Source organism: Streptomyces sp. NPDC021019 (assembly GCF_044333295.1).
Taxonomy (GTDB): Bacteria; Actinomycetota; Actinomycetes; order Streptomycetales; family Streptomycetaceae; genus Streptomyces.
Window position 1 is genome coordinate 1819363 of the sequence record NZ_JBIRQR010000001.1, and the last position, 14262, is coordinate 1833624.

At 73.4% G+C, this 14262-nt stretch carries 13 protein-coding genes and 1 pseudogene; 9 read left to right on the forward strand and 5 right to left on the reverse strand.

What is annotated here, in order from left to right:
* Nucleotides 1–15: 15 nt before the first annotated feature.
* The 4 genes and pseudogenes from ACH4RG_RS08475 to ACH4RG_RS08490 form a co-directional block, all read right to left on the reverse strand.
* A pseudogene (locus ACH4RG_RS08475) lies at nucleotides 16–231 on the reverse strand (hypothetical protein).
* A 76-nt stretch (nucleotides 232–307) separates the two neighbouring features.
* Nucleotides 308–1237, reverse strand: a complete 930-nt coding sequence (locus ACH4RG_RS08480) for a 1-aminocyclopropane-1-carboxylate deaminase/D-cysteine desulfhydrase (RefSeq protein WP_397929235.1) — start codon at nucleotides 1235–1237, stop codon at nucleotides 308–310.
* A 526-nt stretch (nucleotides 1238–1763) separates the two neighbouring features.
* Nucleotides 1764–2960, reverse strand: coding sequence for a globin domain-containing protein (locus ACH4RG_RS08485; RefSeq protein WP_397929237.1), 1197 nt, complete (start codon nucleotides 2958–2960; stop codon nucleotides 1764–1766).
* An 85-nt stretch (nucleotides 2961–3045) separates the two neighbouring features.
* Nucleotides 3046–3507, reverse strand: coding sequence for an RrF2 family transcriptional regulator (locus tag ACH4RG_RS08490; RefSeq protein WP_397921466.1), 462 nt, complete (start codon nucleotides 3505–3507; stop codon nucleotides 3046–3048).
* A gap of 176 nt (nucleotides 3508–3683) precedes the next feature.
* Here ACH4RG_RS08490 and ACH4RG_RS08495 point away from each other — a divergent pair, with 176 nt between their 5' ends.
* The 6 genes from ACH4RG_RS08495 to ACH4RG_RS08520 all read left to right on the forward strand — a co-directional run bounded on the left by ACH4RG_RS08495 (nucleotide 3684) and on the right by ACH4RG_RS08520 (nucleotide 9201).
* Nucleotides 3684–5090, forward strand: coding sequence for a family 2B encapsulin nanocompartment shell protein (locus ACH4RG_RS08495; RefSeq protein ID WP_397921464.1), 1407 nt, complete (start codon nucleotides 3684–3686; stop codon nucleotides 5088–5090).
* Between the two features lie 92 nt (nucleotides 5091–5182).
* Entirely contained in the window at nucleotides 5183–6226 is a 1044-nt protein-coding gene (locus tag ACH4RG_RS08500; RefSeq protein WP_398539276.1) for a family 2 encapsulin nanocompartment cargo protein polyprenyl transferase, read from the forward strand.
* An 88-nt stretch (nucleotides 6227–6314) separates the two neighbouring features.
* Nucleotides 6315–6911, forward strand: a complete 597-nt coding sequence (locus ACH4RG_RS08505; protein ID WP_397921460.1) for a GNAT family N-acetyltransferase — start codon at nucleotides 6315–6317, stop codon at nucleotides 6909–6911.
* Nucleotides 6912–6966: 55 nt separating this feature from the next.
* Nucleotides 6967–7635 (forward strand): DUF6304 family protein, encoded by a 669-nt coding sequence (locus tag ACH4RG_RS08510; RefSeq protein WP_397921458.1) that lies wholly within the window; start codon nucleotides 6967–6969, stop codon nucleotides 7633–7635.
* A gap of 235 nt (nucleotides 7636–7870) precedes the next feature.
* Nucleotides 7871–8842: a DUF1648 domain-containing protein gene (locus ACH4RG_RS08515; protein ID WP_397921456.1), complete on the forward strand. Its 972-nt coding sequence runs from the start codon at nucleotides 7871–7873 to the stop codon at nucleotides 8840–8842.
* Nucleotides 8843–8844: 2 nt separating this feature from the next.
* Nucleotides 8845–9201, forward strand: a complete 357-nt coding sequence (locus tag ACH4RG_RS08520) for a GntR family transcriptional regulator (RefSeq protein ID WP_397921454.1) — start codon at nucleotides 8845–8847, stop codon at nucleotides 9199–9201.
* A 166-nt stretch (nucleotides 9202–9367) separates the two neighbouring features.
* Here the strand turns inward: ACH4RG_RS08520 and snpA are convergent, their stop codons facing one another.
* Nucleotides 9368–10021 carry a snapalysin gene (gene snpA, locus ACH4RG_RS08525; RefSeq protein WP_397921452.1) on the reverse strand — a complete coding sequence of 218 codons (654 nt, stop codon included), beginning with the start codon at nucleotides 10019–10021 and terminating at the stop codon, nucleotides 9368–9370.
* A gap of 314 nt (nucleotides 10022–10335) precedes the next feature.
* On the opposite strand from snpA, the gene ACH4RG_RS08530 reads away from it, so the two are divergent.
* From ACH4RG_RS08530 to ACH4RG_RS08540, 3 genes are all read left to right on the forward strand, one after another.
* Nucleotides 10336–11289 carry a LysR substrate-binding domain-containing protein gene (locus tag ACH4RG_RS08530; protein ID WP_397921451.1) on the forward strand — a complete coding sequence of 318 codons (954 nt, stop codon included), beginning with the start codon at nucleotides 10336–10338 and terminating at the stop codon, nucleotides 11287–11289.
* A gap of 139 nt (nucleotides 11290–11428) precedes the next feature.
* Nucleotides 11429–12427 (forward strand): NAD-dependent epimerase/dehydratase family protein, encoded by a 999-nt coding sequence (locus ACH4RG_RS08535; RefSeq protein WP_398539277.1) that lies wholly within the window; start codon nucleotides 11429–11431, stop codon nucleotides 12425–12427.
* Nucleotides 12428–12543: 116 nt separating this feature from the next.
* Nucleotides 12544–14241 (forward strand): choice-of-anchor A family protein, encoded by a 1698-nt coding sequence (locus tag ACH4RG_RS08540; protein WP_397921447.1) that lies wholly within the window; start codon nucleotides 12544–12546, stop codon nucleotides 14239–14241.
* Nucleotides 14242–14262: the final 21 nt, after the last annotated feature.

Sequence of the window (14262 nt, forward strand, 5' to 3'; positions counted from 1 at the left end):
TGACGTACCCAGGCGTCAGACGATCGAACCGTCCTCGAAGCGCCGGCGCCGGCTCTCGCCCGTCTCGAAGCTCCGCATCACCGGGTGACCGGTCGCCCGGACGTGTCCGGTGGCGTGCCGCGGAGGCTACGGACCGCGGCAGCCGACGTCCCCACGGACCAGGCGGAGCCGCAGTCGCACGGGGTGACTGCCCGCCTCCACGGGTTCGGGGCGCGGCCCGCCGAGTGGCACGGGCCCGGGCGTGGCGGACCGACGTCGAGATGATGCGCACGCCGCCGCGCCGGCTGGACCGGGAGGAGGCGGCTGCCTACCGGGAGACGGGCGGTTCCTCGACGGGCCGTGCGTCGGGGGTGCCGGTGATCACGGCGCTCACCCGCGTGCCCGGCGCGAATGCCCCCTCCTCGGTCATCGTGGTCAGCGCGAACAGCAGCTTGGCGACGTAGACGCGTTCCACGGGCAGCCCGTGCCGGCCTTCGAAGTCCGCGGCGAAGGCCTCCAGCTCCGGGGTGGAGCGGGCGTAGCCGCCGAAGGCGAAGCGCTCGTCCAGCGACCAGTTCCCGGACGGGCCGCCGAACGCCTCGCGCTGGAGCCGCTCCACCTCCCGCCCGAGGAAGCCGCCGCGCAGCACCGGGACGCCCAGGGCCCGTTGCCCGGGGCCCAGGCCGGCGGCGAGTCCGGCCAGGGTGCCGCCGGTCCCGCAGGCCACGGCCGCCACCTCGCACTCTCCGGCCAGCTCGCGCCCCAGCTCCGTACAGCCCTGTGCGGCCAGCGCGTTGCTGCCGCCCTCCGGGATGACCTCCACGTCCCCGAACAGGCTCAGCAGCCCCTCCAGGACCTCGGAGGAGGCCTTCGCCCGGTACGTCGTACGGTCCACGAAGTGCAGGCGCATGCCGTCGGCCGCGCACCGGGCGAGCGACGGGTTGAGCGGCCGGCGCGCCAGCTCGTCGCCGCGGACGACGCCGACGGTGGGAAAACCCAGCAGCCGCCCGGCCGCCGCGGTGGCCCGGAGGTGGTTGGAGTAAGCGCCGCCGAAGGTCAGCACGGCGCGCCCGGCGGCGGCCTCCAGGTTGAGGACGAGTTTGCGCCACTTGTTGCCCGGCAGGTCGGGGTGGATCAGATCGTCCCGCTTCAGGAGCAGTCGAACGCCTCGGCGCGCGAACCGGTCGTCCTGCACCTCCTGCAAGGGGGAGGAAGGCCGGGGCCGAAGTGCACGGGCGAGGTCTACGGGCGGGCTCACCCTCCCATTGTCGCTGTGCCCTCTCGCCGGGCGGTCACGGAGTCTGCGGTACGCCCCGGTCCCACCGCTCCTCGGCGTGCTCCGCGAACCGGTCGACCATCCCGCTGTCCCCTCGGCGGCGCAGGTGCACGTGGAATCCTCGATCGAGGTTGGTTCGTAGGAGTCGAACTCCCCCTCGGTGATCCGGATCAGGGCGCGGTGGAGGCCGGGGGCGCGGGCCGCCCAGCACGCGACCAGGAAGGCCCGCGACGCCCGCACCACCTTGAAGGCCGACCTCCGAGGAGGACGGTGCGGGCGGTCCATCACAGCCCGTGAGGACCCGGGCGGCAAGCGCGGGATCTCAGGCCCGGGCAGTTGACGACCTGACTCGCCCCGTGGCGCGCGAAGTGTCCGTCGCGGACCTCCCGCAGCGGGGAGGGCACCCGGGGCAGCAGGGGAGGGCGTCGAGGCGGGGCGGGCCGTTCACCCGCCCATGGTCGCCTCTCGCCGTTTCTCCGCCGTTTCTCCGCCGCTTCAGGAGGAGGCTTCAGGCAGAGGCCAGCCAGAGGTCCGGGCCGAACACCTCGTAGTGGACGTCGGCGGGACGGACGCCCGCCTCCAGCAGCTGGGCCCTGACGGCCCGCATGAAGGGGAGCGGGCCGCACAGATAGGCGTGCGTCCCCGGTCGTACGGTGATGCCGGCCAGGTCGACGAGGCCGGTGCGGTTCGCGGGCTGCCCGGCCTCCGGGGCCTCGTACCAGAAGTGCGCCTCGGCGTCCGGGAGCTTCTCCGTCAGCCGGACGTGGTCGGTGCGCAGGGCGTGGTCGGCCGGTGAGCGGTCACCGTGCACGACGGTGACCGGGCCGCCGTGGCCCTCCTGGGCGAGATGTTCCAGCATCGACAGCATGGGGGTGCAGCCGATGCCCGCCGATGCCAGCAGCAGGGGCGCGTCCAGGTGGTCGAGCACCAGGTCCCCGTAGGGGGCGGAGACGCGCAGCAGGTCACCCGCGCGAGTGTGCTCGTGCAGGTGCCGGGAGACCTCGCCGTCGGGGGAGCCCTGGCCGCGCACGCGCTTCACGGTGATCGACCGCAGCCGGGAGCCGGGGGCGCTGGAGAGGCTGTACTGGCGTATCTGACGTGCGCCGTCCGGGAGTTCGACCTGTACGGAAACGTACTGGCCGGGCCGGAAGGCGGGCGGGGGCGTGTCCTCGGCGGGGTGCAGCAGGAAGGTGGCGACGTCCTCCGTCTCCTCGACCCGGGCGGTCACCTCCCAGGTGTCCCACACATCGCCCGCCAGGACGCCCCGCTGCGCGTAGAGGCGCTCCTCGACGGCGATCAGGGATCCCGCCATCAGCCAGTAGACCTCGTCCCAGGCGGCGGCGACCTCCGGGGTGACCGCGTCGCCCAGGACGTCGGCGATCGCCGCGAACAGATGGGTGTGCACCACCTCGTACTGCTCCGGGGTCACCCCGAGCGAGGCGTGCTTGTGGGCGATCCGGTCCAGCATCACGTCGGGCCGGGTGCCGGGGTGCTCGACCAGCGCGGTCGCGAACGCGGCGATGGACCCGGCCAGGGCCTTGCGCTGGTCGCCGGAGGCCTGGTTGCCCCGGTTGAACAGGTCCCGCAACAGCTCGGGGTGGGCGGCGAAGAGCTTCTCGTAGAAGAGGTCGGCGATGTCCCCGATGGCCGCGCCGACGGCGGGAAGGGTGGCACGGACAGTGGCTGCGGACCGGTCGGAGAGCATGACGGAACTCCTTAATGGAATGTGAGATGCGTATTCAAGGGCAGAGGTCGTGCCGCGTCGGTGCGTGGGCTCGACCGCGCGAGGTTCAGTCGCGCGGGGTCCAGTCGGGCGGTGGGCCGCTGCCGATGCCCAGCAGCAGGGGGCCGGTGGGGGAGGCGACGAGGTCGGTGACGGTGATCGGGTCCAGCGCGGCGTAGAAGGCCTCCTGGGCCCCGCGCAGCGCTCCACGCAGTCGGCAGGCGGAGCGGAGCGGGCAGGGGGTGTCGCCCTCGCACTCGACTACTTCCTCCGGCCCCTCCAGCTCCCGCACCAGCGAGCCGATGGACGCGGAGCGGCCGGCCGAGGTCAGGGTGAGTCCGCCGCCCCGGCCGCGACGGGCGTCGAGGAGGCCGAGGTGCTGGAGCCTGGCGACGACCTTCGCGGTGTGGGTGTAGGGGACCCGCATGGTGGCCGCCACCTCACGGGTGGTCGGCGGCTCCCGGCCCTCGGCGACCGCCAGCCGCATGAGGACGCGGAGCGCCACGTCGGTGAATCTCGTCAACCGCATGGCCCCACCCTAGATAAGTTGCATGAGAGATGCAAATTAAGCGGTCCGCCGGGCGACAGGGAGCAACGTGCCCCGACCGAAGGCGGATTAGTCGCACTCTTTTGTGTAATGGCGACCCGGTCCTCCTGCTGAAAGGCTTTTGCACGCAGGTCAGCCCAAGATCGAAAGGACGTCAGATGTCCGTTGGTGAAGAGGTTCGCGACACGCAGGCGCCGCCGCAGCAGAGTCTGGGGACGGCGGCTGCGCGGAACCTCGCGACGACCACCAAATCCGCGCCGCAGATGCAGGAGATCACCTCGCGGTGGCTGCTGAGGATGCTGCCGTGGGTGCAGGTACAGGGCGGTACGTACCGGGTGAACCGTCGGCTCAGCTATTCGGTCGGCGATGGCCGGGTGACCTTCGTCCAGACCGGGGGCCGGGTGTCCGTCATCCCCGCGGAGCTGGGGGAGCTGCCCGCCCTGCGGGAGTTCGGGGACGAGGAGGTGCTCGCCGAGCTCGCCCGCAGGTGCGAGCAGCGGGACGTGGCCGCGGGGGAGGTGCTCGCCGCCTCGGGGGACGCGGCGGACCGGGTCTTCCTGCTGGCGCACGGCAAGGTGGCGAAGGTCGGATCGGGCCCCTACGGGGACGAGACGGAGCTCGGGGTCCTCGCCGACGGCGCGTACTTCGGCGACCAGAGCCTGATCGACGGCGACGCCGTCTGGGAGTACACCGCCCGGGCGCTCACCCCGTGCACGCTCCTCACCCTGAGCCGTGCCGACGTGTACAACCTCGCGGAGCGCGCGGCGCCACTGCAGGACCATCTCGCCGGTCTGCTCTCCATTCCGCAGCAGCGGACCAACCACTACGGGGAGGCGGCGATCGACCTCTCCGCCGGCCACGTGGGGGAGGCGGTCGTCCCGCACACCTTCGTCGACTACGACGCGGCGCCGCGTGAGTACGAACTGAGCGTCGCCCAGACGGTGCTGAAGGTGCACAGCAGGGTCGCCGATCTCTACAACCAGCCGATGAACCAGACCGAGCAGCAGTTGCGGCTCACGGTCGAGGCGCTGCGTGAGCGCCAGGAGCACGAGCTGATCAACAACAAGGAGTTCGGACTGCTCAACAACTGCGACTACGGGCAGCGGCTCCAGCCGCACGACGGGGCGCCCAGCCCGGACGACATGGACGAGCTGCTCTCACGCCGCCGCGGATCCAAGCTCTTCCTCGCCCACCCGAAGGCCATCGCCGCCTTCGGCCGCGAGTGCAACCGGCGCGGACTCGTCCCGGAGAGCGTCGACATCGGCGGCCACCACGTGCCCGCCTGGCGGGGGGTGCCGATCTTCCCGTCCAACAAGATCCCCGTCTCCGACGCCCGCACCACCTCCATCATCTGCATGAGGACCGGCGAGGCCGAGCAGGGCGTCATCGGCCTCCAGCAGACCGGTATCCCCGACGAGATCGAGCCGAGTCTCTCGGTCCGCTTCATGGGGATCGACGAGCAGGCGATCATCTCCTACCTCGTGACGGCGTACTACTCCGCCGCCATCCTGGTACCGGACGCCCTCGGAGTGCTGGAGAACGTCGAGGTCAGCCGCTGGCACTGACCCCGTTCGCCCCCCGGGGGCCCGGGCGGCAGCCGCCGCCCGGGCCCCCGGGCCCGCACCCCATCGCCTCGCCCCAGGGAGTGACCGTGACCATGACCAGTACGGACGCAGCGACGGAAGGGCACGAGGCCGCGGCGCTCCTGGAGCGCACCCGTGCCGTCGTCGACCCGCATCTGCGATCGGCCGTGGAGTCGCTGCCCGGCGGCATACGCCGCATCGCGATGTACCACTTCGGCTGGGAGAACGCCGACGGAACCCCGGCCGCCGGCCAGGCGGGCAAGGCCATCAGGCCGGCCCTGGTGCTGGCCGCCGCCCGCGCGCTGGGCGGCGATCCGGAACGCGCCGTCCGGGCCGCCGTCGCCGTCGAACTCGCCCACAACTTCACCCTGCTCCACGACGACGTCATCGACGAGGACACCACCCGCAGGCACCGGCCCACCGCCTGGGCGGTCTTCGGCGTGCCGGACGCCATCATCACCGGCGACGCCATGCTCGCCCTGGCCCAGCGGCTGCTGGCCGAGGATCCGCACCCGGCCGCCGCCCGCGCCGCCGCCCGCCTCTCCTCCTGCGTCATCGAGCTGTGCGCGGGCCAGCAGGCGGACTGCGCCTTCGAGGAGCGCGGCCCCGACGAGGTCACGCTCGACGAATGCCTCGCCATGGCCACCGCCAAGACCGGCGCGCTGCTCGGCTGCGCCTGCGCGCTCGGAGCCCTCTACGCCGGGGCGGAGGACCGGGCGGTCCGCGCGATGGACGGGTTCGGGCGGGAGGCGGGCCTCTCGTTCCAGCTCATCGACGACCTGATCGGCATCTGGGGCGACCCGGACCGCACCGGCAAGCCCGTCGGGGCCGACCTCTCCGCCCACAAGAAGTCCCTGCCCGTGGTCGCCGCCCTCACCTCGGGCACCCCGGCCGCCGCCGAGCTCGCCACGCTCTACCGGGGACCCATGACCACCGCCGCCGAGGTGAGCCGGGCGGCCGACGCGGTGGACCGGGCCGGCGGCCGGGACTGGGCCCAGGTCTGCGCCGCCGACCGGATGGCCCGCGCGGTCCACCACCTCTCCCGGGCGGTCCCCGACCCGAGCGCCGCCGGCGACCTGCTGGCCCTGGCCGAATTCGTCACCCGCAGGACCAGCTGACCCCCTCGTGCGACCGGCGCCGCCCCATCAACTCTAGTATTCCGGAGGTGGTTTGGGCGAAAGCGGCACGGAGGGGCGGCAGCCGGTCATGGGCATACGGATTCAGCGGGCGGAGCAGCGCGACCGGGAGTCGGTCGTCTCGGTCATGGAGGAGGCGTTCCACCACGACCCGGTCAGCAGTTGGGTGTTCCCCGACGAGGCGCACCGGCGCGCGGTCCACGGCAGGTTCCTCGGCGTCTTCGTCGACGTCGCCCTCGCCGAGGGCCGTATCGACATCGCCGAGGACGGCGCCGCGGTGGCGCTCTGGCTGGCGGTGCCCGCCGGCGCCCCCGAGGAGGAGGACCCCACGCCCGCCCTGATGCGGCGGACCGCCGACCCCGACAACGAGCGGTGCGAACTGGTGGGCAGACTCACCGGAGCCGTGCACCCGCACGACCGCGCCCACGCCTATCTGCTGATGATCGGCGTCTCCCCCGATCGCCAGGGAGAGGGCATCGGCGCGGAGCTGATCGGCGTGGAGCTGGAGCGCTGCGACCGGGAAGGGGTGCCGGCCTATCTGGAGGCGAGCAGTGCCCGGAGCCGGGCGCTGTACGAGCGGCTCGGATTCCGCTTCCTCGGCCGTGCCGTCGACCTGCCGGACGGCCCGCCGATGTACCCCATGTGGCGTGAACCCCAGGCGGGTTGAACCCGCAGGGGGGGTACGGAAGTGCCGCCCGGGGCAGGGGCTACAGTCCCTGCTCATGACAGATGAGTCGTGGGCCGGCTGGTACCGGGACCACAAGGGTTCCGACGCCGTCGTTCTCACCACGGACGGGCGGCAACTCCGGATCCGGATCAGAGGGGTCGATTTCGAGGGCGAGAGCTTCGACGACCTGGGGCCGGTCGCCGGCATGCCGCCGGAGAGCGGGATGTTCGCCCTCGCGGACGGCGCGCTCACCGACTGCGTACTGGAGTGGGATCTGCCGCTGCCCGTCCTCGTCGCGGGCACGCTCCGACACGCCACGCTCGGCTGCCTGCTCTCCCTGCGCCGGGTCGACCCGGACCTCCACCTCGCCCTCCACCTGGACGGCGCGGTGTACGAATCGGCCCGTGCCGAGCGCGACTTCAACGCCGCCCTGACCGCCGTCCAGCGCACCCTCCCGGACGGCGTCCGGATCCAGACCTGTATCGCCTGCGCCTTCTCCGACTACTTCCCCGCCCCCGGGCGCGGGCTCTCCGGCGGGCTCGCCTGTTTCCGGGGGGCCAAGGACGCCTATCGGGACTCGGTGGGCGAGGGCGACGTGCTGGAGCTGTGGGACCAGCGGTCCGGGTTCGTCCAGGAGGTCTGGAGCTGCCACGAGTTCGAGGTGCGCCCGGCCGACGGCGCCGGCACCGGCCACCGGGGAGCCTTCCCGCTGGAACTCGCCTGACGGGCGGCCCGCGCCCGCCCGCCGGGACCCGGGGCGGACCGGCCTGACGGACCTGCCCGGCCGGTCTGCCCCGGCCCGACGGCCTGCCCGACCCGGGACGGCCCTGCGCCCGAATCGCCCGCGTCCGCCCCCGTACCGCGCCCGCCCCGTACCCATCCCGGTACGGGGCGGACGCGCTTCACCCCGTTGCTCTCGCCTCATTGTTCTACTAGCATGCGAACAACGGAGGTTTTCCATGACAAGCAAGAACCTTGGCCGCGCAACGCTCGCGGCCCTGCCCTTTGTGCTCGCTCTCCTCACCGACCTCGTCGTCCACCTCACCGTCAAGGACCGGCTGCCCGCCCGGCTGGCCGTCCACTTCGACGTCGGCGGCTCCGCCGACGGCTACATGGGTGTCACCGCCCATCTCCTCTACACCGCCACATCGCTGCTCGTGCTCGGCGCGCTGTGGGCCTTCATCGCGGTCAACGGCAAGCTCCACGGCCGCGCCCACCTGTGGTTCATCGGCGGCGGCTTCGCCGTCGCCGGGTTCCTCGGATACCTGTTGACCGCCGTCCTGTTCGTCAACGTGGACGCCTCCGAGGGCGGACCGGCGGACGGCTTCCCGCTCCGGCATATCGTCGTGGCCGTCGGGGTGGCCGTCCTCGCCGGGTCCCTCGGCCTACTGGCGTCCCGGCTCGTCCCCGCGCCCGACGACCCCCGCGGCGACCGGGATCCGGCGAGCCGGGAGCGGATCGCGCTCGCCGACGGCGAGGTGGCCGGCTGGGCGCGCGGGATCGGCGCGTGGTGGGTGCCCGTCGCCGTGCTGGTGTTCCTGGCGGCCGGTGTCACCGTCGGCCTGGAGCAGAGCTGGTTCGTCGGGGGTCCGCTCCTTCTCCTCGCCCTGGTGACGGTCACCTTCTGCCGTCCCCACGTCACCGTGGACCGGCGGGGCCTCACCGTCTCGGGCCTGCTGCCCCGGCCCCGGGTGCGGGTGCCGCTGGAGCGGATGGCGGGAGCGGACAGTCGTCGCGTCAACGCGGTTGCGGAGTACGGAGGTTGGGGCTATCGGATACGTCCCGAGCGCAGCGGTGTCATCACTCGATCGGGCGAGGCCATCGTCGTCAGCCTGACGAGTGGCCGCGAGTTCGCCGTGACCGTCGACGACTCGGCCACCGGCGCGGCCCTGCTCAACACCCTGCTCGACCGGCAGCGGACGGGGCGCTGACCATGCTCTTCCGGGTCGATCCGACCTCCACTGTCCCGCTCGGCGACCAGATCGCCGCCTCGGTCCGGCGGGCGGTCGCCGAGGGCGCGGTGGCCCCGGGCGAGCGGCTGCCCGCCGCCCGGGTGCTCGCCGACTCCCTCGGCGTGAACGTCCACACGGTGCTGCGCGGCTACCAACGGCTGCGCGAGGAAGGCCTCATCGAGCTCCGCCGCGGCCGGGGCGCGGCGATCACCGCGGGCGCCTCGCCCCAGCGGGCCCGGCTGCTGGAGCGCGTCCGCGAAGCCGTCGCGGACGCCCGGGACCTCGGGATGACCGAGGACGAACTGCTGACCCTCGTCCGCGGCGAGTTCGACGCCTGACCGGCACGGGGGCGCGCACGCCCGGCGCCGGCCCGACCGGCACGGGCGCGGACCGCGCAGAGGACCGTTCCGCGCACGGAACGGTCCTCTGTCGTGTGGGGGGTGCCGGCCGGTCCCGGGACACGGGCCCGGCCGTCCGCCGCCGGACCGCCGGTGCGTCCCGGTGTCAGGAGGCGGAGCGGGCGAGCGCGGCCAGGCCGTTCTGCCACAGCTGGTTCACCCGGGCCCGCTCGTCGGCGTCCGGCTGGGCGTTGGTGCAGGACGGGCCGGGGCCGCCGCCGGACATCAACTCGCTGCACGGGCCGGAGTAGTTGTCCGGCAGGCCGAGCACGTGCCCGGTCTCGTGCGTGGTGACCCGGGTCGAGTCGTACTGCTGGTTCTGGGCGTAGTCCAGGAAGATGTACCCGCGACCGTGCCCGTCGGTGCTCGCGTAGGAGCCCCGGGGGTCGTTGCCCTCGCGGTAGGTGAAGTCGGCGTTGGAGCCTTCCTGGAGCTGGACGTTGGAGACCGAGCTGTTCCAGATCCGCGTGCTGTTGGCTATCTCGCCGCGGAAGGACGGCGCGCTCGACGCGTTGTAGGTGACCGTGACGGCCTTGATGCCCGGGTCGGCGGCGCGCTTCTCGGCGACGGACTTCATGACCGCGTCGAGGAAGGCGCGGTTCGCGGCGGCGTTCTCGCCCGAGCCGTTGTACGCGGCGATGGTGGTGGTGGAGGGTGCGGCAGGGGCCGGAGCGGCGGCGACCACGGGTGCGGTGCCCAGCGCGGCGACGAGGCCGAGCCCGGCGGCGGCGGTGGCGACAGCGGTCCTGAGGTGTCTCATGGGGGGATTTCTCCTACCTGTCCGATCGAACCCGCGCCGTGGGGGTGTCCGCTGGGCGGACAAGACGTGGGGCGGTACGGGGAAGAGTGTGGTGCAGCGCACAGTCGGGGGGATGATGTCGAACGGTGATAGCTCCGCCCTATCGCCGCCCGGATCCTCTCCCGCCGCACGTCAGTCGCCCGTGGGCATCCCATGCTCACGTCACGGGCACGGCATCGTCACATGTGTCAGGACCCAACACTCCCTGAATTGACGCTGTTTGGTGGGGTTGCGACGTCTGGTGCGCGGCGTACGGCGGTCGTAGTCTCCGCTGCATGGAGCTGGAGGTGAGGCACCTCAGGGCGCTCTGCGCCATCGCCGACGCGGGCAGCCTGCATCAGGCGGCCCGACGCCTCGGTGTGAGCCAGCCCTCCCTGACCACCCAGCTCCGGCGGATCGAGAACGTGCTCGGCGCCGAGCTGTTCCGCCGCGAGCGGACCGGCTGTCGTCCGACCTCCGTGGGGCGGGCCGTCCTGAGCCGGGCCCGGCCCCTCGTGGATGGCATGAACGACCTGGTCGCCGAGGCGCTGGCGGAGGCCGAGGCCGCCCGGCCGCGCGGATCCCTGCTGCGCATCGGCTGCACCGCGAGCCGGGTCATCGGCGGCTGGCTGCGCCGGCTGCGGGCCGCCCTGCCCGGCACCGACATCTCGCTGCGGGTCGACGTCTCCGCCCACGCACTTCTGTGCTCGGTCGAGGCGGGCCGCCTGGACGTCGCTTTCGTACACGAGGTGGAGGGTTCCCCGCTCGCCGTGCCGGAGGGCCTGGAGCAGCGCGTACTCGTCGAGCGGGAGCCGCAGTTCATCTCGCTCTCCCGGGACCACCCCGCCGCCCGCCGCCACGTGGTGGAGCTCGGGGACCTGGCGGGCGACCCGTGGATGGTCGATCCGACGGTGGACGGCGAGTGGGACGGGGTGCGCCGGGTGCTCGGCGCCGCCGGGCTCAACCCGCCGGTCCTGCACGGCGACTACCTCACCGCCGCCTCCCTCGTCGTGCTCGGCGAGGCCGTCGCGCCCTGCCAGCCGACGTCGGGCCCGCGCGACGACATGGCGATCCGCCCGCTGCTGGGGGACCCGCTCGCGGTGCGGCTGCTCCTGGTCTCCCGGCCCGGGGCGGACATCGCGGTGGTGTACGCGCAGTTGGAGGACGCCTACCGCGACGCGGCGCGGCGGGCCGGCGGCTACCACGAGTGGCTGCTGCGCCACCGCTCCCCGCTGGCGCGCACGCCCTGATCCGCTCGCTCCGCCGTCGCTCCGCTAGCGCCGGTGGCGTCCCGCCGGCCCGCGCCCCGGCCCCGCGTCGGCGAGTTCCCCGTTCTGCTGGCAGCGTGCTCGTGTTCCCCCGCCGCCTTCCGGCGGGCAGAGTCGTCCCATGAGGCTTCTGATGCTGGGCGGTACGGAGTTCGTCGGACGGGCCGTCACCGACGCCGCGCTGGAGCGGGGCTGGGACGTCACGGTGTTCCACCGGGGCCGCCACGCGCCCCCGCCGGGCGTGCGCGCGCTGATCGGGGACCGGACCGCGGGTGAGCGCGGACTCGCGGCGCTGGCGGCGGGCGGGCGGGACTGGGACCTGGTCGTCGACACCTGGAGCGGCGCGCCCGCCGCAGTCCGCGACGCCGCCCGTCTGCTGTCCGGCCGGTCCGGGCACTTCAGTTACGTCTCCAGCCGCTCGGTGTACGCGCACCCGGCCGCCCCGGGGCTCGACGAGGACGGCCCGCTGGTGGCCGGCGCCTCGCCCGACGACGGCGCGGACGTGCCGTACGACCGGGCCAAGCGGGGCGGTGAGCTGGCCGCCCTCGACGCCTTCGGGGACCGGGCCCTCCTGGCGAGGGCCGGGCTGATCATCGGCCCCGGGGAGAACATCGGCCGGCTGCCCTGGTGGCTGGCGCGGATCGCCCGGGGCGGACCCGTGATCGCCCCCGGCCGGCCCGGGACCGAGCTCCAGTACATCGACGCACGGGACCTGGCGGACTGGATCCTGGACGCGGCGGCGGGCGGGCTGCACGGCGCGTACAACACCGTCAGCCGCCCCGGCCACACGACCACGGGCGAGCTGCTGGAAGCCTGCGTCCGCGTCACCGGGTCCGACGCCGAGCTGCGCTGGACCGATCCGGAGGTCCTGCTGGCCGCCGGGGTCGAGCCCTGGAGCGACCTGCCGATCTGGCTTCCCCCGGGCGAGCTGTACGACACGCTCCACCGGGGCGACCCCACCAAGGCGTACGCCGCGGGACTGCGCTGCCGCCCGGCCGAGGAGACCGTCGCGGACACCTGGACCTGGCTGCGCGCCCTCGGCGGCGTCGCGCCCCAGCGCGCCGACCGCCCGGCCGTCGGCCTCGACCCCGTGCTGGAGGGGAAGCTGCTGGCTCTCTGACGTACCGCTTCCGGCCTGCGTGTCGCGGCGAAGAAACCTCCTATAGGCCTACACAAAGAGACAAGGGCGGCGTGTCATACAAAATGACTAAGCGTTAACCATGCATATTGCGCGGCATGGAACAGAAGGCGCGCAGGCGCGGCAACGCAATCCGGGCAGCAGTGACAGTGGCCACGGCCGCGGCGATGGTGGGCGTGCTGGCCCCGGCGGCGGGTGCCGATCCGCTGCCGGGCGGACTGGGACCCTGCCTCGGCAGCTCCTGCCCGCCCAGCTGGAACGACCCCAACAACGGCCCGGTCACCAACTTCGACAGCAACATCAACGTCTACGTCGGCGGGGACTTCCTCGTCCGGGAGGCGGCGGCCGAGGCGGAGGGGAAGGTCGTCACCCTCGGCAGCTTCGACATGGACAAGCGGGACGGGGTCTCGCAGATCTACAACGTCGGCATCGCGGGCGTCGGTTCGCGGGTGCCGCCGCCGGACGGCTCCGACTACCTGACGGCGGGCGGCGACGTGACCATCGCCGCCGGCGAGCGCCTGCTCGCCGAGGAGGGCACGCACTCCGGCCGCGTCGCATACGCGGGTGAGCTCACGGGCACCGTGAACCCCACCACCGCCCCGCGCTTCGACGAGGACGCGGCCGCCCCGTACACCGGGCTGCGCCCCCAGCTCACCGAGGCCAGCCAGTGCTACGCGTACGACGGCGACGAGCACCGGGAGGCGACGGGCACGTGGGTGAAGACCGGCGACGTCATGACGTTCACCGGCGACGGCTCGTCCGCGATCCAGATCTTCGACGTGGACGCGGACCTGGAGTCGGAGGCGGGCGGTAACACGGGGTTCGTGTTCAACGGCATCCCCGAGGGCGCGACCGTCCTCGTCAACGTCTACGGCTCCACCCGCAGCGTCGCCACGTTCATGGGCTCGTTCCCCAACGAGGGCCTCCGCGAGAACCTGCTGTGGAACTTCCCTGACGCCACCGACCTCTCCTTGACCGGCCCGGCCCAGTTCGAGGGCAGCGTGCTGGTGGGCCAGCCGACGAGCACCACCGTGCTCAGCATGAGCGGCACCAACGGCCGCTTCTACACGGCGGGTTCGCTCACCCACACCTCGGCGGGCGCGTCGGGCGGCCAGGAGATCCACGCGTACCCCTTCGACGGCGACCTGCCGACCTGCTCGCCCGACCCGACGCCGACGCCGACGGATCCGACGCCGACGCCGACGGACCCCACGCCGACGCCGACGGATCCGACGCCGACGCCGACGGATCCGACGCCCACGCCGACGGACCCCACGCCGACGCCGACGGATCCGACGCCGACGCCGACGGACCCCACGCCGACGCCGACCGACCCGACGCCCACGCCGACCGACCCGACGCCCACGCCGACGGACCCCACGCCGACGCCGACGGATCCGACGCCCACTCCGACGGACCCGACGCCCACGCCGACGGACCCGACGCCCACGCCGACGGACCCCACGCCGACGCCCACGGATCCGACGCCGACGCCGACGGACCCCACGCCGACGCCCACGGATCCGACGCCCACCCCCACGGATCCGACGCCCACCCCCACGGACCCCACGCCCACCCCCACGGACCCCACGCCCACCCCCACGGACCCCACGCCCACCCCCACCCGCACCGGCCACCCGCCGCACCCCACGCACTCGCCGAGCCACCCGGGTGAGCTGCCCGACACCGGCTCCCGGGGCGGCGAATGGATCATCGGGTCCATCGCGGCCGCGCTGGTCGCCGCCGGCGGCACGGTCCTCGTGGCCACGCGCAGGGCCCGTCGCCGCACCTTCTAGCAGGCGCCGAGCACCGCCCGC